Below are 20,944 nucleotides of genomic sequence, written 5' to 3' on the forward strand. Positions count from 1 at the left end.
AGGTTGTCGGGCGTCAGTACCACCCCATACTACGCCTTAGGCTGGCCTAACCTAATTGTGGTTTTTTGCTCCCGCATCCGGATCGGCGTTTAGCGAAGACACCTTGGTGGACAGCAGCACCAATACCTCTTCGATCCAAGCAAGCAGCTCAAGACCCACAATCTTGCCATCGGTCGGGGCCGGCACCAACACTTGCCTTACGGCAGGCTTCATAACGGTGCCCGGATGAATTCGACGCAGCCGCAGCATCTGTGAATCCGCTAACTCGACGGGGGCAAAGCGCACATACTTGCCTTGCATAGCAATGTCATTGACCCCGGCCTCCCTAGCCTTCTGACGCAACTGGGCCACGGCAAACAGGCGCTTTACGGGCGCAGGCAAGGGGCCGTAACGGTCCAACAATTCCGCACGCACGCCCTCGCGATCGGACTGATTTTCCGCACTGGCCAACTTTGCGTAGATCTCCATGCGCAGGCGCTCGCCCTGCACGTAATCCTCGGGCACGTGTGCATCAATAGGAACCTCAATCTTGACCTCTTCCTTGGGAGCGGCTTGCTCCCCGCGAAACTCGGCCACAGCTTCGGAAACCATGCGCACGTACAGGTCGAAACCAATGCCGGCAATGTGGCCAGACTGTTCGCCCCCAAGAAGATTACCTGCCCCTCGGATTTCAAGATCCTTCATGGCAACAGCAGTGCCGGCTCCCAGATCCGTATTAGCCGCAATAGTCGAAAGGCGCTGGTGAGCCGTCTCGGTTAGCGGCTTGTCGCCCGGATACAGGAAATAGGCGTAAGCCCGCTCACGCCCTCGGCCCACGCGCCCCCGCAACTGGTGCAGTTGAGAGAGGCCCATGCGATCAGAGCGGTCCACTATAAGCGTGTTCGCATTCGAAATATCCAAGCCCGTTTCAACGATAGTGGTACAAACCAGCACATCCAGGTCGCGGTTCCAAAAGTCCATGATCACGGACTCCAACTGGCTTTCCGACATTCTGCCGTGAGCTATCCCAACCCGAGCTTCCGGCACCAACTGAGCAATGTCTGCGGCCACCTTTGCAATCGAATCTACCCTGTTGTGCACAAAGAAAGTTTGTCCGTCGCGCAGCATCTCGCGCCTGATCGCAGCCTTCACCTGACTATTGGTGTAACGGCCCACATAGGTAAGTACCGGATGCCGTTCTTCAGGCGGAGTGGCCAGCGTAGACATCTCTCGAATGCCAGTAACAGCCATTTCAAGCGTGCGGGGAATGGGCGTAGCCGACATGGACAACACGTCCACGTTGGTGCGCAGCTGCTTCAAAGTTTCTTTGTGCTCCACTCCAAAACGCTGCTCCTCGTCAATGATCACAAGCCCTAAATCCTTGAAACGCACCTGCCCGGTTACCAAAGAATGGGTACCAATCACCACGTCAATTCCCCCGGCCAGCAGCTCATCTTTTATCTGCTCAGCTTCCTTTTTAGAAGTGAAGCGCGAAAGGGCGGCAACCTTTACCGGAAAACCTGCGTACCGTTCGGAAAATGTCTCGTAGTGCTGCTGCACTAGCAACGTGGTGGGAACTAGTACCGCCACCTGCTTGGAATCCTGAACGGCTTTGAACGCTGCCCGGATGGCGATCTCGGTTTTACCGTAACCCACGTCTCCGGATAGCAGCCGATCCATCGGGGCGGGCTTTTCCATGTCAGCCTTTACCTCGTCGATAACGGTAAGCTGGTCGGGAGTTTCCACGTATTCAAAAGAGTCTTCGAGCTGGCGCTGCCAGGGCGTGTCCGCAGAAAAGGCATGCCCCTTAGTAGCCTGCCTGGCAGCGTAGAGGCGAATCAGTTCGGCCGCTATCTTGCGCGTTGCCTTGCGGGCCTTGGCCTTAGTCTTAGCCCAGTCAGAGCCCCCCATCTTTGACAGCTGCGGGGTCTCACCACCCGTGTATTTACTTACCTGATCCAGCGAATCGGTGGGCACCCAGAGCCGGTCCGCAGGACGGCCCTTTTTCGAGGGCGCATACTCGACTACCAGGTATTCGCGGGTAACCTGATCCTTGCCACGCCCCATTGTGCGAGTCGCCAGCTCAATAAATCTGCCCACGCCATGCTGCTCGTGCACAATGTAGTCGCCAGCATGCAGTGCCAACGGGTCTACACCCTTCTTGCGGCGGGCCGGAACCTTGTTCTTAACCCCTACATTAGACCTCGATTTGCCCGTAATATCTGCCTCAGACAACAGCACAAAATGGGCCTTTTCTGAAACGAAACCATTTTGAACCGCAGCAGGCAGCACGCGGACCACGGGATCGGCAAAGGGAGCTGTGCCAATCTGGTCCACAGTGCGCGCCGGAATCTGGATCTCGGCAAGGCGCGCCTGCAACCGGTTAGCACCACCTACCCCGGGAGTAGCACAAACCACCTGCCAGCCGCTGGCTATCCACCCCTTTATGTCTTTGCCCAGCTTGCGCGCATCTCCCCTATAAGCTGCAGGCTCTGTAGCTGCGACCTCAACAGCACGAATTCCCCCCTCGCCCGAAGCCCGCAGGGACGTAAACTCCCACCAGCGCATCCCTCGCTCAAGGGCTAGCTCTTTCGTGTCGGCAATATTTTCAAAAGGCAGCTCCTTCACGGAAAAGGGAACCTTTCCCCCGGCTGCCGCAGACGACCAGGCTGCCTCCATAAATTCTGCAGTCATCTTCAGCAGATCAGTGCTGCGCGCCTCAATGCGCTCCGGATCGTCGGCAACAATCAACGCGCCCTCAGGTAGCAGCTGCGCCAACGGCGTCATATCGTCTTTCAGCACCGGCATCAGCACTTCCATGCCCTCGGTGGCGGTGCCCTGGCTAATGCGCTCGAGCATTTCAGCAAAACCGGGCAACTGGTTCTGCAGGTTAGCCGCCCGCCGCCGAACGCCCTCGTCCAGCAATAACTCGCGGCAAGGAGGCGCCCACAGCCCATTGCGGGCCTTTTCAATAGTGCGTTGGTCCGAAACCGCGAAAGCACGAATTTCCTCGACATCGTCGCCAAAGAACTCCAGACGCAACGGATGCGACTCGGTAGGCGGAAACACGTCTACTAAGCCCCCTCGCACGGCCACCTCACCACGGCGTTCCACCAGGTCTGTACGGGTGTACCCCAACTCCAATAGACGCTTAACTAGGCTGGTCGGAGACACAGTATCGCCCTCGCGCACCACCGCTGGTTCGACCTCGGCAAGGCTTCTAGTCAACGGCTGCAGCAACGCCCGCACCGGCAGCAACAAAATCTTTATTGGCGGCGTATGGGCATCCCCCTCGACCGGATGTAGCAGCCGCCGCAGCACCTTCGCGCGCGTGGCCATAGTGTCGCTGCGCGGCGACAACTGCTCGTGTGGCAACGTCTCCCAAGAAGGAAAGACCGCAACCCCGTCAGTGAAATTAGCAAGCTCAGCCGAAAGCACCTCGGCATCCCGGCCCGATGCAGTGACAACGACGGTAAGCCCCTCATTCTTCTGGGCCAGCAAATCCACGAGTGCGGGCCGGACCCCCTTCACGGCGGTCACGACCAGTTCGCGTTCGCTCATATCCAGCTGAGGCAACAGCTCGCCTACCTGCTGACTAATTCCCGCAAGGCGGGGCGTAAAAATACTCATAAAACCTAACCGTTAGAGTGAAGACGCATCTGCGCCCCCAAAAAATCAGTGGTCACAACATCCTCGATGACATCCACGGCTCGCTGGGCAAGCACCTCGTACTCGGTAAGCTTCTTGCCAGCCATTTGAGCCAGGACGTAGTCAGCCGGATCCTGCCGGCCCGGCGGCCGCCCAATCCCCACGCGCAAACGCGCATAATCGCGAGATCCCAGGGACTTTGAAATAGACTTTAGCCCATTGTGTCCGCCCTCACCGCCCCCAGCTTTCAGACGCAGCCGCCCCTCGTCAAGATCCAAATCGTCGTGAACGACTAACAGCTCTTGTGGGCCGACCTCAAAATACTTCGCCAGAGCCGACGTGGGCCCCCCGGAAACGTTCATATAGCAGGTGAGCGTAGCCAGAATCACCTTCGGCCCGGGAGCGCCTCCCGGCCCCAGGCCCACCCTGCCGGTGGCAACAAAGGCCCCCGCCTTGTGCTTCTTAAAAGAGGCCCCAAAGCGCCTCGCGGCAGCCTCCACCACCAGGTGCCCCACAGAATGGCGCGTGCGCTCGTATTTTTGCCCAGGATTGCCAAGCCCAACAACCAACCAAGTCATATTCCAGTCCCTCCCAGGGCAACAAAAATCCGGGGCAGTCCCCCGCCCCGGATTTTATCGCGATTTTTATTCTTCGGAATCGCCCTCGGCAGATTCGGCTGCCGCTTCTTCGGTAGCTTCTTCTGCGCCCTCGCCGGCCTCGGGCTCGGGAATGTCAACTTCCTCGGGCTCGCGGACGGTCAGAATCTCAGCCTCGGGCTCAATGTCCAGCTCGACGCCCTCGGGCAGCTTAATGTCCTCGGCACGCAACGTGGTGTCGGCCTCCATGCCCTCGATGGAAACCGTGAGGAATTCCGGAATAGCAATTGCCGGAGCAATAACAGGCAGTTCGAAGGTTTCCTGAACGTGAGTAAGGCCGGGAGCGGGTTCGCCCTCGATCTCCAGAGGAATTTCGACGTTGACCTTCTCGTCGCGGGTAACCGCGAGCAAATCGACGTGCAGGATGTCCCAACGCACCGGGTGATGCTGGATGTCCTTTACCAGGGCGAGCTGCTCGGTGCCCTCGATGTCGAGGTCGATCAGAGCGTTAGCGTTGTCTTTTACGATCAGGAAAGTCTCGTGGGCAGGCAGGGTAACGTGAGTAGTCTTATGATCCTTGCCACCGTAAATTACAGCGGGAATCTTGCCTGCAGCGCGGGCGCGGCGGGCAAAGCCCTTGCCAAAGTCGTTACGTAGTGTAGCTTCAAGCTTATTTTCAGCCATGATGTCCTTTCGGGTAGTAGTGGCCCCGGAGGACGCAGGTACCCCTGCGGCCGCGTCGATAACGGAGCGCCCGAAGGCCTCCCTCGCCGAGGCAACTCAGCCAGTTTAGCGGCTCTGATGCCCTCAAAGCAACGGCCGCGAAGTAGATCACAAGAAAAGTACGCCCCCGCTACCAGCAGGGGCGTACCAAACAAATCTAGGCTACAGGACCGTCAAAAAGCGAAGTAACCGAACCGTCGTCGAACACTTCCTTGATCGCACGCGCAAGCAGCGGAGCAATAGAAAGAACGGTCAACTTTTCAAAACGCTTGTTCCCCTCGATCGGCAGCGTGTTAGTCACCACTACCTCGCGGGCACCACACTCGGATAGCCGCTCTACCGCAGGATCAGACAAGATGCCGTGTGTAGCGGCCACAATCACGTCTTTAGCCCCCGAAGCTAGCAGTACCTTCACGGCCTCGGCAATAGTGCCGCCGGTGTCAATCATGTCGTCAACCAGCACACAGTGCTTACCTTCGACCTCGCCAACTACCCTGTTGGCAACCGCATGGTTAGGTTTAGTGGTGTCGCGGGTCTTGTGCACGAAGGCCAAAGAGCACCCTCCCAGTCGATTCGCCCACTTTTCAGCAACTCGCACGCGCCCAGCATCGGGGGAAACAACGGTGATCTTGTCTTTGTCCGCACCCACGCGTGTCTTTACATAGTCGACCAAAACAGGCATCGCATACAGGTGGTCGAGCGGGCCGTTGAAAAACCCCTGGGACTGAGCCGCATGCAGATCCACCGACATGATGCGGTCGGCCCCAGCAGTCTTGAACAGATCAGCAACCAGCCTAGCGGAAATCGGTTCGCGCCCCTGGTGCTTCTTATCCTGGCGAGCATAGGGGTACGAGGGCGCAACCACAGTGATGCGCTTCGCCGAAGCCCGCTTGAGCGCATCAACCATAATCAGCTGCTCGACCAGCCACTTGTTCAGATCCTGAGTGTAGGACTGAATCACAAATGCGTCCGCTCCACGCACAGACTCGTTGAAACGAACGTAGATCTCGCCGTTCGCAAAGTCGTATGCCGTGGTAGGAAGCAGCTCAGTTTTCAGCTCTTTTGCCACTTCCTCCGCCAATTCCGGGTATGCGCGCCCCGAAACAACAACTAGTCGTTTCTCGCCGGAGGAGATGATGCCTGTCATCGACTGGTCCCTTCTAAAATTTTGCCTAGCCCTGCTTTAGCGACGCGAACGCCGTTCCGCATAGATCTTAGCCAAAGCACCCAGTTGTTCGGGTGTATTGACGCCTTCTGCTTGAACCGAATCTGCCAGAATGTGAGCTGCTGCCGGCAGCCCCCTATCCACTGCGATAGCGACGGTGTCTGTCAAATAGACTTCGCCCTGGTCGTTGTTCGTGTCCAAGTTCTTTAGCGCATCGGCAAGGAAAGTCGCATCGAAAGCGTAGATCCCCGCGTTTATCTCGTTTATTACCAGCTGTGCAGAGCTAGCATCGCGGTGTTCGACAATTCCCTTTACATTTCCGTCCGCATCGCGCAAAATGCGGCCGTACCCAGTTGGGTCGTCAACTTTAGTCGACAGCAAGGTGACGGCGGCTCCCGCCTCCTCGTGGGCTTCAATTAGGGCGTTTAGAGTATCGCCTTCGAGCAGGGGCACGTCGCCGGAAGTGACCACGCACGTACCCGTTACCGGCTTAGTTTCGGCTAATTTTTCGAGGGCGCAGGCCACGGCTCGACCAGTTCCTGGGATTTCGTCTTGATCGGCAACGACCGCCTGCGGGGCTACCTCGCGTACGTGGGCGGCAACCTTTTCGCGCTCGTGGCGCACCACCACACACAGGCGATCCGGCTCAATCGACTGGGCTGCAGTTAGGGCGTGCCCTAGCAGGGTTTTGTCGCCCATTTCGTGAAGAACCTTAGGTAGGGTTGAATGCATTCGCTTACCTTGGCCGGCGGCCAAAATGATTACTGTGCGTTCCACTGGTCCCCCGAATGTTGCTTTGCAGCACCAGCCTTTGCTGGTAGCTCCGCCCCCAGGATTCGAACCCGGACTGTAGGTACCAAAAACCCGCGTGCTGCCATTACACTAGGGCGGAATGGTTCAAGCATGCCATGTTTTTCTCTATAGTAAAAACTGGCGGGCGAATGTCACATTTAGAAAGGGCACTAATTTTGGTTTCAAAACCGCGTATGAGCGGCCTCCAGCGGCGCGAACAGCTCATTTCTGTAGCCCGCCCGATCTTTGCTGCCCGCGGCTTTCAAGCGACCTCGGTCGAAGAAATTGCCGCTGCAGCTAAAGTCTCGAAGCCGCTGCTCTACGAACACTTCGGAGGGAAGGAGGGCCTTTACGCGGTAGTTGTCGACCGGGAGGTGTCCTCGCTGACCCACACCATCATTGGGGCCCTGGAACAGTCCACGTCACCGCGCCAAATGGTTGAAGCTTCAACAATCGCCCTACTCACCTACATAGAAGATAACGAGGACGGATTCCGGCTTTTGATGCGAGACTCACCCGTCTCGCGCTCGACAGGGCCCTACTCGTCGATCATGGGCGACGTAGCTGCCAAGGCCGAGTATTTGCTCGCCCAAACTCTCCAGGCCGTGGGTCTAGACACTGCGCCCTCGCCAATGTACGCGCAGATGCTAGTGGGCATTGTCTCGCAGGTGGGCCAATGGTGGCTCGAAGAACGCAGTGCCGACAAACAAACGGTAGCCGCCCACGTCATAAACCTGGCCTGGTATGGGCTGCGCGGCATGCGCCCAAACCCCAAGCTGGTCACGATCGATCCCGCCAGCGCCTAGCTCTTTCGTTTTCGCCCTCGCTGGTCTAATTTAGGTACGTGGCAAAAGCAGAGATAACCGACGAGGTAGACCGGATAGTAGCGGCCTGGGCCAAAGAAGTGCCCTCTTTTGACACTAGCCCCATGCACGTTCTTTCCCGCCTGTCGCGCCTGGCCCGGCACCTTGATTTGGCGCGCCGGCGAGCCTTTTCAAAAGCAGAATTGGAAACCTGGGAATTCGATGTTTTGGCGGCCCTACGGCGAGCAGGCAGCCCCTACGAGCTCACCGCCGGAAAGCTGATGAACGAATTGCTGGTTTCCTCGGGCACCATGACTAACAGGGTGGATCGACTCGAGCAAAAGGGCCTGGTCTGCCGCCGCGCCTGCGAAACGGACCGGCGCGTAGTGAACGTGGCCCTAACTGAACTGGGCATCCGCCGGGTGGAAAAGGCCATGGGCGAACTTCTCCAATTTGAGCAAACCGCCCTCAGTCCCCTCACAGAGGCGCAGCGCCGCGAACTCGCCAACCTGTTGCGCCCCCTGTTAGCCAACTTTGAAAAGTAGCCGGCTAGTCGCCCTCGACTTTCGAGGCGGCCTCTAGCCACTGTTCTTCCAGCTCGTCCAGGTCGGATTGCTTTTCCTGCAACCGCCTATTCAGCTCGGCCAGCTTAGAGATCCCTTCGGCGGATAGGTCTGCAGATACTTCCGCCATTTTCTGTTCGAGCTCAGCGATTTGGGCCTGGGCCTTATCTACCTTGCGTTCCAGCGAACGGGCCAGTTTGCGGGCCGCATACTGAGCGTTGCCATCCGAAGCCTCCTTCTTAGGTGCAGCCTGGGCTCCACCGCGCTTAGAGCGCATTTGCAAGTACTGGTCCACTCCCCCGGGCAGATCCAGTAGCTCGCCCGTTCCAAGCAAGGCCATCTGGTGGTCAGTGGCACGTTCGAGCAAATATCGATCGTGCGAGACTACCACCAGCGTGCCGGGGAAGGAATCTAGCAGATCTTCCATCTGAGCCAGGGTGTCTGTATCCAGATCGTTAGTGGGTTCGTCTAAAAGCAACACGTTGGGTTCGGACATTAATAGGCGCATAAGCTGCAGGCGACGCCGTTCCCCACCCGATATGTCACTGATGCGCGTCCAGGCGCGTTCTTTTGTAAACCCCAGCCTTTCCACCAACTGGGAGGCGCTTATTTCCTTACCCGCTACCACGATCGACTGTTTCACGTCGGCTACCGCCTCGACCACGCGCCTATGTGCTATCTGGTCGAGCTCGTGGGTAGCTTGCGACAAGGTGGCAAGCTGAACAGTTTTGCCACGTCGAATATGGCCCGAGGTCGGTTCCAAACTTCCCTGCAGTAGACGCAGCAGAGTAGTCTTACCGGCCCCATTTATGCCTACTATTCCCACGCGTTCACCGGGAGCCAGCCGCCAGGTGACACCTTCGAGGATGGGGTCTTGGCCGGGGTAGGAGAAAGTCACATTCTCGAGATCTATAACGCGTTTGCCCAGCCGGGCAGTGGCCATAGAAACCAGTTCCACGCTGTCGCGAGGCGGCGGTACGTTCTGGATTAGCGACTCTGCTGCCTCAATGCGAAATTTGGGTTTTGAGGTGCGAGCAGGCGCCCCGCGCCGCAGCCAGGCGAGTTCTTTGCGCAAAGCATTTTGCCGTTTCTCGGCTGCCACCTGGGCGGCGTGCGCACGCTCTTCGCGCGCCAAAATGTAGGCCGCGTAAGAGCCCTCGTAGATCTCGATGTGGCCGGCAATCTGCGGTTTGCCAAAACCGGGGTCGACCCCGGGGACAACCTCCCAGATGTAAGAACAGACCGCATCCAAAAACCACCTGTCGTGCGTTACTACCACTAGCGCTCCAACATTGTCCCGATGCGAGCGCAGATACTCGGCAAGCCAGGCTACGCCCTCGACATCTAAGTGGTTTGTGGGTTCGTCCAGCAGCAGCAGGCGCGGTTTAGCAACTAAAGCGGCGGCCAGGCACACGCGTCTGCGCTGGCCTCCCGAGAGCTCGCCGGCCAGCGTGTCGAGGCTAATCCCCTCTAGCAGTCCGGCGTGGATTGAGCGTACGTCGGGATCGGAAGCCCATTTATATTCGGGCGCATCCCCGTGCAGCACTTCGCGTACGGTGGCTTGCGGATTCGGCTGGTCCACCTGCCCAACCAAGCCAATGTCTACCCCGTCGGTCACTGTTCGCAGGCCAGAATCCAGCTCCTGGCTGCCGGCTAACAGGCGCAGCAACGTAGACTTTCCGGCCCCGTTTGGCCCAAGTACCCCAATGCGGTCCCCGTCTGCAATCCCGGCCGTAAAATCAGCTAATATTTTGCGGGAGCCCGCTAGCGCTCCTGCATTTTGCACACCTAACAAGTGAGCCATCTATTTTCCCTCAATCCTTGCCCCCAGGGCGGGCCCTTGAGTAACAATTGCGCGCGCAACGGAATCTAACTTTTGCAGTTTTGCAGCTATTCGCCGCCCGGATTCCCCGTCTGGTGCCAACGCCACCACTGTGGGTCCCGACCCTGAAACCTGCGCGCACAGTGCGCCCGCGCTAGTTGCGGCCTCGATTACTTCGGCAAGAGCGCCCCGCTCTGCAACCGCGGCCGCTTGCAGATCGTTGAACATCATTCCCGCAAGGCGGCGCGGGTCAGGATCTATCAACGCCTCCCCAAGCTGGCCCTCTAGTGGCCTGAGGGAGGTGGCAGGCAGCACCCAGCTCGGGTGGGTTGGGCGAGGTAGCTGGTCAAAACGTTTGAAGACGGTGGGAGTAGAGAGACCGGCTCCGTTGGCGCAGGCAAAGACCCAGTGGCGCCTGCAGGCAGGTACAGGGAAAAGGTGATCCCCGTAAACTGTGCCGAGGGCGGCGTTGCCGGCAAGTGCAAATGGAACGTCAGCCCCGAGCGTGCGCGCTAGCTGCTGCCAGTCCCCTTTGACCCCGAAGGTTGCCGCCGTAGCAACAATTGCTGCTGCAGCATCTGCTGATCCTCCGGCCATGCCCCCTGCTACCGGGACTCGTTTCGTTATTGTCAGCGCTGCCGCGCTCTCTATACCCGCCTCTCGCAGCACTGCCTTGGCGGCTTTTACTGCAAGGTTCGCATTTGTGGGTAGTTCCAGCAGTTCCTGAGGCAGCGCCAGTTCCTGTCCGGTTTCGCTGAGCATGCGCGTACGCACCGACCAGGCCGGAGCGGGTGCTATTGCCACCTCTTCGCGCAAATCTACGGCCATAAAAACGGTGCGCAGTGGGTGGTAGCCACGTTCGTCGGGGGCACCGCAGGCTAAGGTTACGTTTAGTTTTCCGGGCGCAGATGCCTTCACGAATTAGCCTCTTGCGAAATCTTTACGAAGTCAGCCACAGTCAATGTTTCCCCACGACGAGCCGGATCGATGCCGGCTTTCTGCAGCACTTCGGCGGCAGCGTCGGCGGAACCGAAATACCCTTTCAGAGCCTGCCGCAATGTCTTGCGCCGCTGGTTAAACGCGGCATCTATCAGCGTAAACACGCTGGTCCGATCCGCCTTGGGACTGGGCGTGCGACGCAGGCGCACCAGCGCAGAATCTACGTTTGGGATTGGCCAGAACACTGCCCGCCCTACGGTTCCGGCGCGCTCTGCTTGACCGTACCAGGCGGCTTTCACGGACGGCACCCCATAGGTGCGGTTGCCTGGGCCGGCCGCCAGCCGGTCTGCGACCTCAGATTGGACCATAACCAGCACGGTGTGCACAGACGGAAGTGCCTCAAGGAGCGTGAGCAGCACGGGCACAGCAACGTTATAGGGCAGGTTCGCCACGATGTGCGTGGGTGGTCCAGCAAAAATTTTCGACGGAGGGCCAGCTACGATCTTTGCCTGTTCGAGTTTTTCCGCCGCCGTAACTTCCATCGCATCTGCTAACAGCACCCGCAGACGAGACCCGGCCTCCGCCTGTCTGGCGAGGACCGTTTGTGGGAGCGCCGCGGCAAGCCGGGGATCTATTTCTACGGCAGTTACGCCGGCGCCGGCCTCGAGCAGAGCTAACGTAAGTGAACCGAGCCCCGGACCTACCTCGAGCACGTGCTGGCCGTCTACGTTGCCTGCCTCGCGCACGATTTTCCGAACAGTGGAGGCATCGTGAACAAAATTCTGCCCTAATACTTTGGTTGGCGTCACTCCTATGGCTGAGCAGATTTCGCGTATTTCGGCTGGGCCTAAAAGGCCAGCTTCAAGGGAAGAATTGTTCACGCTCATAAGGTTACACGGGGTTCGAGGGCAGAAAAAGTTGGTTTTAACGCAAGGTTGGCACCCTGCGAAAAGCAAGGTGCCAACGCTTGGCTGGAGGCTGAATAAGACTACTTGAGGGTGACGGTGCCGCCGGCCTCTTCCAGAGCAGCCTTGAGTTCTTCTGCCTTCTCCTTCGGAGCGCCTTCGAGGATGGCCTTAGGAGCGGAATCAACCAGGTCCTTGGCTTCCTTCAGGCCGAGCGAAGTGGCAGCGCGGACAGCCTTGATGACGGCGATCTTCTTGTCGCCAGCAGATTCGAGGACTACGTCGAATTCGGTCTTTTCTTCGGCTGCGGGGGCATCGCCTGCACCCGGGGCGGCAACGGCAACGGCGGCCGGAGCAGCAGCTTCAACATCGAATTCTTCTTCGAACTTCTTGACGAATTCGGAGATTTCGATGAGGGTCATTTCCTTGAAAGCATCGAGTAGCTCGTCGGTAGTGAGCTTAGCCATTTTGGCATCCTTTCGGTTTGTCCTGCTTCGCGAGCAGAGGTTTTCTTTTGTGGCCTAACGGCCGGGTTTTAGCAGACTAAGCTGCCTTTTCCTGCTTCTCGCGCAGGGCGTCGATGGTGCGCACCGTCTTGAGGGCGGGCGCATTGAAGACCTGTGCAGCCTTGGCGATAGGAGCCTTGAGGACTCCTGCAACCTTGGACAGCAGAACTTCGCGCGACTCGAGGTCGGCGAGCTTCTTGACGTCTTCAACGGTAAGAGCAGTGCCATCCATGACACCGTTCTTCAGTACGAGTGCTTCGTTGTCCTTCGCGAAGTCACGCAGTGCCTTAGCCGCATCGACGGCTTCGCCGGAAACAAATGCGATAGCGGTAGGTCCGACTAGGTCCTCGCTAAGGCCTTCGACGCCAGCATTTTTGGCTGCGATACGGGCAAGCGTGTTCTTCACGACGGAATAGGTAGCAATACCAGTAAGCGAGCGGCGCAGCGTCTTGAGCTGCTCCACGGAAAGCCCACGGTATTCCGTCAGCAGCACCGCGTTAGAAGAGCGGAAGAGCTCTTCTAGTTCGGCGATTGCCGCAGACTTTTCAGGCCTTGCCATAGGCCCTCCTTCCGATCGTGCCACAGGCCGGAGGGGGATATAGAAAAACCCCGGGCATAGGTGCCGGGGCATACAAGCAGAAGCTATAGCGCTTTGGTCACCTACGCCGGCTCCATCCGGATTTGAGTCCACGCTTTGCGGACACCTGCGGTCTTGGGCGATTACTAGGGTAGCAGTGGGGCGCCCCTGCACCAAGCCTTCCTAGTTTTTTGTGCGCAACGCTACACCCACCACTGCTGGTAAGCCAGATATGCAGACATAACTACCACCATCGTCAGTAGGGCTAGGCGGATCAGCTTAGTTCCGCCTTTGACTACCGTCCGCGCCCCGAGTTGCGCTCCAATTACGTTTGCGACGGCAAGGGCAAATCCTAGCGCCCACCAGATGTGCCCGGCGAGGGCGAATACCACCAGGCCGCCAATGTTGGTACAGGTGTTTACTACTTTCGCGAGAGCTGCAGAACGCAGGAAGCTTTGGCTTAGCAGGGCGGTAAATCCCATAATCAAAAACATCCCTGTGCCCGGGCCGAATAGTCCGTCGTAGACCGCTACAAGGGCCACCAGCAGGAATGCGCCTATGCGTCCTCGGCGGGAGGGAGTGCGCGTGGTTTCTATTTCTTTTCCAAACGAGGGCTTTAGCGCAACGAATGTTCCGGATAGGAGCAACAGGACGATCACTATGGGCCGCATGTAGTCCGAGTTGATTGCGGAGGCAGTAGCGGCTCCGAGGCCCGCGCAGAGGACGGCCACTGGGCCATATTTGATGAGCTGTTCTTTAGAAACTCCGACGTTGCGGGTTAGCGACACGGCCGCCGATGCGGTACCGCATACGGCCGCGAGCTTGTTTGAGGCAAGCGCAACGGCCGGGGCAAGGTGTGGCATGGTGGACATGATCAGCGGAATCAATATGAGTCCGCCCCCACCTATCACCGCGTCAATCCAGCCGGCGACAGCTGACCCTACTAACAAAATTGCCCACAAGGAAATACTCACGCGTGCAATATTACGCGCTCATCCACAACTGAATATGCAGCGGAGACCCTTCTTACATTTCTGGTTTTCGCCCTTCAGTCCCAAGGCGCAAGATTGGGAGCCTCGGGTAGGTAGGGTGCGCTCTGGGTGCGGACGGGCATTGTTGGTCAAGAGCTTGGTGAGTAGGGTGCGCTCTGGGTGCGGAAGGGCATTGTTGGTCAAGAGCTTGGTGAATGGGGTGCGCTCTGGGCGCGGAAGGGCATTTGCGCGAAGCGCAAGGGCAGGAGAGCACCCTACTCACCTAAGCGTGCGCCGAACAAACCTTTGCGCGAAGCGCAAGGGCAGGAGCGCACCCCATTCACCAAGCTCAACGGACGGGCATTTGCGCGAAACGCAAAGGCGGGAGCGCACCCTACCTACCTCAGCTTGTGGGCGCGGAGATGCCTATTACGGTATTTATCGCACAAAAAGAGCACCCCTTTGGTTGGGGTGCTCTTTTTACCTGCCTATGGGATCGACTCAGTGAGCGTCACCTAGCAGGTCGCGAGTTAGAGAGGCATCCAGCGGAATACCGGGGCCCATGGTGGTGGACACGGTAGCCTTCAGGATGTAGCGGCCCTTGGAGGAGGCCGGCTTCGCGCGAAGAATTTCGTCAAGAACGGTCGCGTAGTTCTCGGTGAGCTGCTCGGCAGTGAACGAGACCTTGCCGATGGCGAATGCCATGTTGGCGTGCTTGTCTACGCGGTATTCGATGCGGCCAGCCTTGATTTCTTTGACGGCCTTTTCGACGTTCATGGTCACAGTGCCGGTCTTGGGGTTCGGCATGAGGCCGCGGGGACCTAGCACGCGCCCGAGGCGGCCGACTTTGCCCATCATGTCGGGGGTAGCCACTGCTACGTCAAAGTCGGTGTAGCCCTTCTGGACCTTCTCGATAAGTTCATCTGCGCCGACTTCGTCAGCTCCGGCATCGATCGCCTGCTGTGCACGCTCGCCAGCGGCAAAGACCAGGACCCGCTGGGTCTTGCCAGTGCCGTGCGGCAGGGACACAGTGCCACGAACCGCCTGATCGGCCTTGCGCGGGTCAACCCCTAGACGCATGACAACTTCGACGGTCGCATCGAACTTAGTTGTGGACGTTTCTTTGGCCAGCTTCATGGCCTCGAGGGGTGCGTATAGCTCGCCCTTGTGGACCTTTTCAGCTGCGGAACGGTAGCTCTTAGAGCGTTTCATTCTGCTTCTCCTTGCAGTTGTGGTGAACGAGGTGCTCTACCTCTTCCACTCCCCTTTACGGGATCTTTTAGGTTGGGTTACTTGCCTTCGACGGTGATACCCATGGAACGGGCGGTGCCGGCAATGATCTTGCAGGCGGCGTCGATGTCGTTTGCGTTCAGGTCTTCCATCTTGGTCTGCGCAATTTCGCGCACCTGATCCATGGTGACCTTGCCAACCTTGACGGTGTTCGGGGTGCCCGAACCCTTGTCGAGCCCAGCAGCCTTCTTGATCATTTGGGAGGCCGGCGGAGTCTTGGTGATGAACGTGAACGAGCGATCCTCGTAAACGGTGATCTCGACTGGAACAATGTTGCCACGTAGGGATTCGGTGGCGGCGTTATAGGCCTTGCAGAATTCCATGATGTTCACGCCGTGCTGGCCTAGGGCCGGGCCGACGGGAGGTGCCGGGTTTGCGGCGCCTGCCTGGATCTGCAGTTTGATCAGGCCGACAACCTTCTTCTTAGGTGCCATGTTGGGTCCTTCTCAATCTGAGTACGTAGCGGGATTTCCCCGCTTGTGTTTACATGTTGCGCCCTGGCGATGGGCACAGGAGTCGATCTTAGCGCTCGGGGGCGCCAAAATGCGACTTGCGTGAGTGAGTTCACGCAAGACTTTGTTAGTTGGACTTCATTACCTGGTTGAAGCCGAGTTCTACTGGGGTCTCGCGTTCGAAGATAACCACCAGAACCTTGAGTTTCTGATTTTCGGGCATGATCTCGGAGATTGTCCCCTGCATGGTGGCGAAGGGCCCGTCGATGACGGTGACGGATTCGCCGACCTCGTAATCCACCTTGATTGGTAGTGGTTCTTCCTTCTTGGGTTTTGCCTGCCCGGCTTCGAATTCGGCTGCCGCCTCAGATTCTGGGGTGGGCGCGAGCAGGTTCACTACCTCGTCTAGTTGTAGTGGCACGGGGGCTTGCCTATCGCCGACGAAACCGGTCACAGCCGGGGTGTCTTTTACTACACGCCAGGCGTCGGGGTTTTCTTGCACCAGTTCCATGCGAACGAGGGCGTACCCCGGGATGCGCACCCGGTCCACTACCTTGCGGTTGGTGTTCTTTATTTCGATGACCTTTTCCATGGGGACTTCTACCTGGTAGATGTAGTCCTCCATGTTGAAGGTTTGGATTCGCTGTTCCAGGTTTGCTTTTACTCTGCGCTCGTAGCCGGAGTAGGTGTGCAGCACGTACCAGTATCCGGGCAGAAATTCGAGCTCCTCGCGCAGTTGCTCGGCAGTGGCGCTAGTTTCGCCATCCTGGCCCTGATCGCCCTCTTTTTGGGTGGCTTCCGTGGGTTCGCCTTCAGCTGGAGCCGCTTCCCCTTCGGAGGACACGCGGCCGCCTTCGGGCTCTTCACTAGCTTCGGCTGGCGCGGCTTCGACAGCGGCCTGTTCGCCCTCTTCTGGCGCAGCTTCCGCCTGCTCGACCTTGGGGGCCTGGGCGGTTTCAGGTTCTGTTGCTTCAGCGCGAACTTCCTCTTCGGGAACCTCGTTTTGTTCTGACACGAAATACTCCTAGACGCTAAAAGATGAGCTTGACGAGGGCGGAAAACCCGAAGTCCACCAGGGCTATGAAGGCCATAATGGTGACCACGAAAATAATTACCACCAAGAAGTAGGTCCACAGTTCGTCGCGGGACGGGTAGACAACTTTCTTTAGCTCTGCAATCACCTGGCGGAGGAACAGGGCAACGCGGGCGAATATTCCCGTCTTCTCTTGCTCAGTTCCTTTTGCTGTTTCGGCCACGTTCACCTCACTGGTAGCGACTCCGCTTTACAGGTGGGAGCCGGGTTTTCTTTTTCCAACTGATCCCAGCTTACCCGGGAACCTGCCTAAGTGGCAGGGCAGGAGGGACTCGAACCCACAACCGCCGGTTTTGGAGACCGGTGCGCTACCAATTGCGCCACTGCCCTAAAGTTAGCTCAGTTAGAACTAACTAGCTCGTTTACTCTAGCGGAGTTCGCCCACCTGATCAAAATCCTCACCAGAAACTGTGACTTTTCCCCTAGAGGGCAGGTCCGTGCAAGTAAACATGAGCTCAAGTTTGTTTGAGTGGCTGGCAAATAGACAATTCGTTAGGTCGGGTGAAACATGGCAGAATGAAGCCATGGCAAATGTTACCTCCCGCGTATCCAAACGGATCGGCGCAATTGCAACTTCTGCCACCTTGGCAGTTTCAAATAAAGCTAAAGCTTTGAAAGCGCAGGGCAAACCTGTAATTGGTTTCGGCGCTGGCGAACCCGATTTCGCAACTCCCGACTACATTGTCGAGGCTGCCATTGCGGCAGCGAAAGATCCAGTCAACCACAAGTACAGCCCCGGCCGCGGTCTTCCCGCGTTGCGCGAGGCAATTGCTAAGAAGACACTTCGCGATTCTGGTTACGAAGTGGATCCCGCCAACGTTCTTGTTACTAATGGTGCTAAGCAGGCTGTTACCCAAACGTTCGCCGCCCTCCTTGATCCTGGCGACGAAGTGCTACTGCCTACCCCCTACTGGACTACTTACCCCGAGGTCATCAGCCTATCGGGCGGTGTCACAGTACCCGTGTTTGCTGACGCCGACCAGAACTTCAAGGTGACAGTCGACCAACTCGAGGAAAAGCGCACCCAGAAAACAAAAGTAGTCCTAATCTGTAGCCCCACTAACCCAACGGGCGCGGTCTACACTCCGGCCGAGCTGCGAGCAATTGGCCAGTGGGCATTGCACAAGGGCGTGTGGGTAGTAGCCGACGAGATCTACGAGCACCTGCTTTACGACGGCGCGCAGCCCGCTCACATTGTCAAAGAGGTCCCCGAATTGGCCGACCAGACGGTGGTGATTAACGGGGTGGCAAAAACTTATGCCATGACCGGCTGGCGGGTGGGGTGGATGATTGGTCCCACTGACGTGATTACTGCGGCCGCAAATTTGCAGTCACACCTGACCTCTAATGTTTGTAACGTGGCCCAACGGGCCACCCTCGAAGCAGTGTCCGGCCCCCTCACAGCGGTCGAGCAGATGCGCGCCGCTTTCGATCGCCGTCGCAAGAAAATGGTCGAAATGTTGAATCAGATCGATGGCTTCGAGGTACCTACACCGCGTGGAGCGTTCTACGTGTATGCCTCTGTAAAAGGCGTTCTCGGGCGCGAGATTGCCGGACACACCCCTACCACCTCCGCCGAGCTAGCTCAGCTAATTTTGCAAGAGGCCGAAGTCGCTGCAGTTCCTGGCGAGGCGTTTGGCCCTTCCGGCTACCTGCGTTTCTCATATGCTCTGGGCGACGACGATCTGGTAGAGGGGATCTCCCGCGTACAAAAACTGATAGGCACCAAGTAGGTCGAGGATCTTGAGACTACGTCACACAGCGGCAATCGCCACCATTTTGGTGGTGATTGCCCTGTGCGTGCTTGGTTTCACCTACGCCGACATCCGCAACCCCGATCCTCGCGACGAGGGCACAATTATTCAAATTGACCGGTCGGTGTCCTAAGTGGCGGCAAAGCGCACTAATAAGAGACTTCCGCTTCGCCCTCTTGGCAATTTCCGTTCTCGCCTCACCACCATGACCCTTTCAGTGGCGGTAGTGTGCGTAGCATTCTTGGGGCTGACACTTATGTTGTCTGCCATGGCTACCGCAGCCTCGCGCGAATTTCGCAACGCCGACACCTTTCGGGATTCGGTGCACACATTTGCCGAGGGCGCAAAATTTCCTACTACCTCGAATGCCGTATACGGCTACCTGTCTAGGCGCAACCCCTTTGATTACTCCGCCTACCTGGGCTTTTACAACGGAAATCTGGACGCTCACCAGGGCAGGTGGGGTATCCCAGCCTACAACGATTCTCAACTGCTAGCGGCTCTGCACAACTATTTGCCGGCCAGACGGGGCACCACCCAGGTGGTAAAAACCTCCCGCACCCAGTACCTGGTAACCGTGCTTCCCCTGCAAGTAAAGGGCGACAAGCCTGGCGCACTGGTGCTGGTTCAAGATCGCAACGCCCGCCTATGGGAGGCGATGCAGTTCCTGTGGCTCTATTTCGGTTTCGCCGCTACCTCAATCTCGCTGCTATACGTAGGTATTCGGATTATGTCCGGAATAATGCTGCGCTCTTTAGAAGAAATGGTAAAGGTATCGCAGGCCACCGACAAAGACGATCTTTCACAGCGAATGCCGGTTTCGTCCTCGAGGGAACTGTCGATCGTAGCTTCTTCTTTCAACCAAATGTTGGATCGGCTCGAGACTTCTTTGGAATCGCAGCGCAACCTAATGGACGACGTTGGGCACGAATTGCGCACCCCCATCACCGTAGTGTCCGGGCATCTACAGGTAATGGATCCGCACGATCCCGACCAGATCGAAAAAGTAAAAAAGCTAGCGTTAGACGAACTCGCGCGCATGGAACGGCTGACTAACGACGTAACTACAATGGCGGCAGCTGGGCGTACCGGTTATTTCCAATCCGACCCGATCGACATGTTCGACCTCGCACTAAACGTTTACGAGGGGGCTACGGCCCTTGGGGAGCGCAAATGGAAGCTGGGCGAAATAACTCCCTTGGTGTATATCGGGGATGCCCAACGCATCCAGCAGGCTTGGATGGCATTAGTGTCGAATGCGGTGAAATATTCGGGGGCGGATAGCACTATAGAAATCGGTCTCACTACCTCCGACTGCCCGCCCCTGTTAGATGAAAGCGGCCAGGTAGTTGCCACCAATGTTATAAGGCGCACCAATTCCAAGGCGGGGCCCAGCCCAGTCTTGCCAGAGCGGCCTGATAAGAATTGTGGAATAATGCGACTTTGGGTAAGGGATAACGGGATCGGCATTCCAGAAGATTCACAAAGTCGGGTCTTCGAACGCTACATGCGGGCGGATTCGTCGAGGCCGGGATCCGGGCTTGGGCTAGCTGTCGTAACCGCAATTGCAACGGCGCACGGTGGTTTCCTCGAGCTGCGCTCCAGGGAAGGAGTAGGGTCAGTTTTCGCTATCGCACTACCGACCGACACGTCAACCGCCGACATTGAAGGGAACGTGGACGAGTGACAAAAATACTCGTTGTTGAAGACGAAGCAGGCATTTCCTCCTTCATCGCCCAAGGCCTTGAAAAAGAGGGTATGGAGGCCGTGGTCGCCCAGAGCGGCGGCGCTGCCATAGATCTTGTGTTGGGCGACGAATTTGACCTGGTTATATTGGACATTGGCCTGCCGGACATGGATGGGTTCGAGGTGCTTAAGCAGATTCGCGGCCAGGGTGTGACCATGCCCGTCATAGTCCTTACCGCCCGTTCATCTGTCGAAGACACGGTGGCGGGGCTCGAGGGCGGCGCCGACGACTACATGCCTAAACCGTTCCGTTTCGAGGAGCTGGTGGCGCGCATTAAGCTGCGCATCAAGCAGTCCGGTGGAGCTAACGGCAATGCAGAAAACCTTATTACCGTGGGCAACTTGGAGCTGGATACTCGACGCCGCCAGGCTGTGGCCGACGGGAAAAAGGTGGAACTGTCTTCGCGCGAGTACACTATGCTGCAGGCTTTCATGGAGCACCCCGACCAGGTGCTGTCTAGGACGCAGCTACTCGAGATGGTGTGGGGGTACGGCTTCGATCCAGGTTCCAACGTAATCGACGTTTACGTGGGCTATCTTCGTCGCAAGATTGGCGCCAAACGCATCGTCACTGTTCGTGGCATGGGCTACAGACTGGCGATCATCTAGAAATCTTTCCC

Annotated in this window: 21 protein-coding genes and 2 tRNA genes; 6 read left to right on the forward strand and 17 right to left on the reverse strand. The window is 57.8% G+C overall.

The window, feature by feature from the left end:
- Nucleotides 1–51: 51 nt before the first annotated feature.
- From mfd to G437_RS0104010, 6 genes are all read right to left on the reverse strand, one after another.
- Nucleotides 52–3,609 (reverse strand): transcription-repair coupling factor, encoded by a 3,558-nt coding sequence (mfd, locus tag G437_RS0103985; protein ID WP_024331301.1) that lies wholly within the window; start codon nucleotides 3,607–3,609, stop codon nucleotides 52–54.
- Between the two features lie 5 nt (nucleotides 3,610–3,614).
- Entirely contained in the window at nucleotides 3,615–4,205 is a 591-nt protein-coding gene (pth, locus tag G437_RS0103990) for an aminoacyl-tRNA hydrolase (protein WP_024331302.1), read from the reverse strand.
- A 66-nt stretch (nucleotides 4,206–4,271) separates the two neighbouring features.
- Entirely contained in the window at nucleotides 4,272–4,907 is a 636-nt protein-coding gene (locus tag G437_RS0103995) for a 50S ribosomal protein L25/general stress protein Ctc (protein WP_024331303.1), read from the reverse strand.
- A gap of 196 nt (nucleotides 4,908–5,103) precedes the next feature.
- On the reverse strand, nucleotides 5,104–6,093 hold the full coding sequence (locus tag G437_RS0104000) for a ribose-phosphate diphosphokinase (RefSeq protein WP_024331304.1): 990 nt from the start codon (nucleotides 6,091–6,093) through the stop codon (nucleotides 5,104–5,106).
- 36 nt (nucleotides 6,094–6,129) lie between these two features.
- A complete protein-coding gene (locus G437_RS0104005; protein ID WP_024331305.1) occupies nucleotides 6,130–6,888 on the reverse strand; it encodes a sugar phosphate nucleotidyltransferase in 759 nt (252 codons plus the stop codon).
- A 44-nt stretch (nucleotides 6,889–6,932) separates the two neighbouring features.
- Nucleotides 6,933–7,003: transfer RNA gene (locus G437_RS0104010), tRNA-Gln, on the reverse strand.
- Between the two features lie 49 nt (nucleotides 7,004–7,052).
- On the opposite strand from G437_RS0104010, the gene G437_RS0104015 reads away from it, so the two are divergent.
- Nucleotides 7,053–7,709 carry a TetR/AcrR family transcriptional regulator gene (locus G437_RS0104015; protein ID WP_051141884.1) on the forward strand — a complete coding sequence of 219 codons (657 nt, stop codon included), beginning with the start codon at nucleotides 7,053–7,055 and terminating at the stop codon, nucleotides 7,707–7,709.
- A gap of 38 nt (nucleotides 7,710–7,747) precedes the next feature.
- Nucleotides 7,748–8,251 (forward strand): MarR family winged helix-turn-helix transcriptional regulator, encoded by a 504-nt coding sequence (locus tag G437_RS0104020; RefSeq protein WP_024331307.1) that lies wholly within the window; start codon nucleotides 7,748–7,750, stop codon nucleotides 8,249–8,251.
- Nucleotides 8,252–8,255: 4 nt separating this feature from the next.
- Here G437_RS0104020 and G437_RS0104025 read toward each other — a convergent pair whose 3' ends face one another.
- From G437_RS0104025 to G437_RS0104075, 11 genes are all read right to left on the reverse strand, one after another.
- Nucleotides 8,256–10,073 carry an ABC-F family ATP-binding cassette domain-containing protein gene (locus G437_RS0104025; RefSeq protein ID WP_024331308.1) on the reverse strand — a complete coding sequence of 606 codons (1,818 nt, stop codon included), beginning with the start codon at nucleotides 10,071–10,073 and terminating at the stop codon, nucleotides 8,256–8,258.
- Nucleotides 10,074–11,009, reverse strand: a complete 936-nt coding sequence (locus G437_RS0104030; protein WP_024331309.1) for a GHMP family kinase ATP-binding protein — start codon at nucleotides 11,007–11,009, stop codon at nucleotides 10,074–10,076. It abuts the gene before it with no gap.
- Nucleotides 11,006–11,917 carry a 16S rRNA (adenine(1518)-N(6)/adenine(1519)-N(6))-dimethyltransferase RsmA gene (rsmA, locus tag G437_RS0104035; protein WP_024331310.1) on the reverse strand — a complete coding sequence of 304 codons (912 nt, stop codon included), beginning with the start codon at nucleotides 11,915–11,917 and terminating at the stop codon, nucleotides 11,006–11,008. The genes G437_RS0104030 and rsmA overlap by 4 nt, the downstream gene beginning before the upstream one ends.
- 101 nt (nucleotides 11,918–12,018) lie before the next feature.
- A complete protein-coding gene (gene rplL / locus G437_RS0104040) occupies nucleotides 12,019–12,402 on the reverse strand; it encodes a 50S ribosomal protein L7/L12 (RefSeq protein ID WP_024331311.1) in 384 nt (127 codons plus the stop codon).
- A gap of 76 nt (nucleotides 12,403–12,478) precedes the next feature.
- Nucleotides 12,479–13,000 (reverse strand): 50S ribosomal protein L10, encoded by a 522-nt coding sequence (gene rplJ, locus G437_RS0104045; protein ID WP_024331312.1) that lies wholly within the window; start codon nucleotides 12,998–13,000, stop codon nucleotides 12,479–12,481.
- Nucleotides 13,001–13,221: 221 nt separating this feature from the next.
- The gene (locus G437_RS0104050) at nucleotides 13,222–13,992 is read right to left on the reverse strand and encodes a TSUP family transporter (protein WP_024331313.1); all 771 of its coding nucleotides are present in this window, start codon (nucleotides 13,990–13,992) and stop codon (nucleotides 13,222–13,224) included.
- A 498-nt stretch (nucleotides 13,993–14,490) separates the two neighbouring features.
- Nucleotides 14,491–15,201, reverse strand: a complete 711-nt coding sequence (rplA, locus tag G437_RS0104055; RefSeq protein WP_024331314.1) for a 50S ribosomal protein L1 — start codon at nucleotides 15,199–15,201, stop codon at nucleotides 14,491–14,493.
- Nucleotides 15,202–15,278: 77 nt separating this feature from the next.
- Nucleotides 15,279–15,713: a 50S ribosomal protein L11 gene (gene rplK, locus G437_RS0104060; protein WP_024331315.1), complete on the reverse strand. Its 435-nt coding sequence runs from the start codon at nucleotides 15,711–15,713 to the stop codon at nucleotides 15,279–15,281.
- Between the two features lie 145 nt (nucleotides 15,714–15,858).
- Nucleotides 15,859–16,746 (reverse strand): transcription termination/antitermination protein NusG, encoded by an 888-nt coding sequence (nusG, locus tag G437_RS0104065; RefSeq protein ID WP_024331316.1) that lies wholly within the window; start codon nucleotides 16,744–16,746, stop codon nucleotides 15,859–15,861.
- Nucleotides 16,747–16,762: 16 nt separating this feature from the next.
- Nucleotides 16,763–16,987, reverse strand: a complete 225-nt coding sequence (gene secE, locus G437_RS0104070) for a preprotein translocase subunit SecE (RefSeq protein WP_024331317.1) — start codon at nucleotides 16,985–16,987, stop codon at nucleotides 16,763–16,765.
- 91 nt (nucleotides 16,988–17,078) lie between these two features.
- A tRNA-Trp gene (locus G437_RS0104075) sits at nucleotides 17,079–17,154 on the reverse strand.
- Nucleotides 17,155–17,348: 194 nt separating this feature from the next.
- Between G437_RS0104075 and G437_RS0104080 the strand changes: the two genes are divergently transcribed.
- Genes G437_RS0104080 through G437_RS0104095 form a run of 4 tightly spaced genes read left to right on the forward strand, consistent with a single transcriptional unit; the run spans nucleotide 17,349 to nucleotide 20,933 of the window.
- Nucleotides 17,349–18,557, forward strand: a complete 1,209-nt coding sequence (locus G437_RS0104080) for a pyridoxal phosphate-dependent aminotransferase (protein WP_024331318.1) — start codon at nucleotides 17,349–17,351, stop codon at nucleotides 18,555–18,557.
- A 10-nt stretch (nucleotides 18,558–18,567) separates the two neighbouring features.
- Nucleotides 18,568–18,711 (forward strand): hypothetical protein, encoded by a 144-nt coding sequence (locus G437_RS11310; RefSeq protein WP_155845681.1) that lies wholly within the window; start codon nucleotides 18,568–18,570, stop codon nucleotides 18,709–18,711.
- Entirely contained in the window at nucleotides 18,712–20,265 is a 1,554-nt protein-coding gene (locus G437_RS0104090; RefSeq protein ID WP_024331319.1) for a sensor histidine kinase, read from the forward strand. It abuts the gene before it with no gap.
- Nucleotides 20,262–20,933, forward strand: coding sequence for a response regulator transcription factor (locus tag G437_RS0104095; RefSeq protein WP_024331320.1), 672 nt, complete (start codon nucleotides 20,262–20,264; stop codon nucleotides 20,931–20,933). The genes G437_RS0104090 and G437_RS0104095 overlap by 4 nt, the downstream gene beginning before the upstream one ends.
- Nucleotides 20,934–20,944: the final 11 nt, after the last annotated feature.

It is taken from the genome of Winkia neuii subsp. neuii DSM 8576 (assembly GCF_000420405.1).
Classification (GTDB): domain Bacteria; phylum Actinomycetota; class Actinomycetes; order Actinomycetales; family Actinomycetaceae; genus Winkia; species Winkia neuii.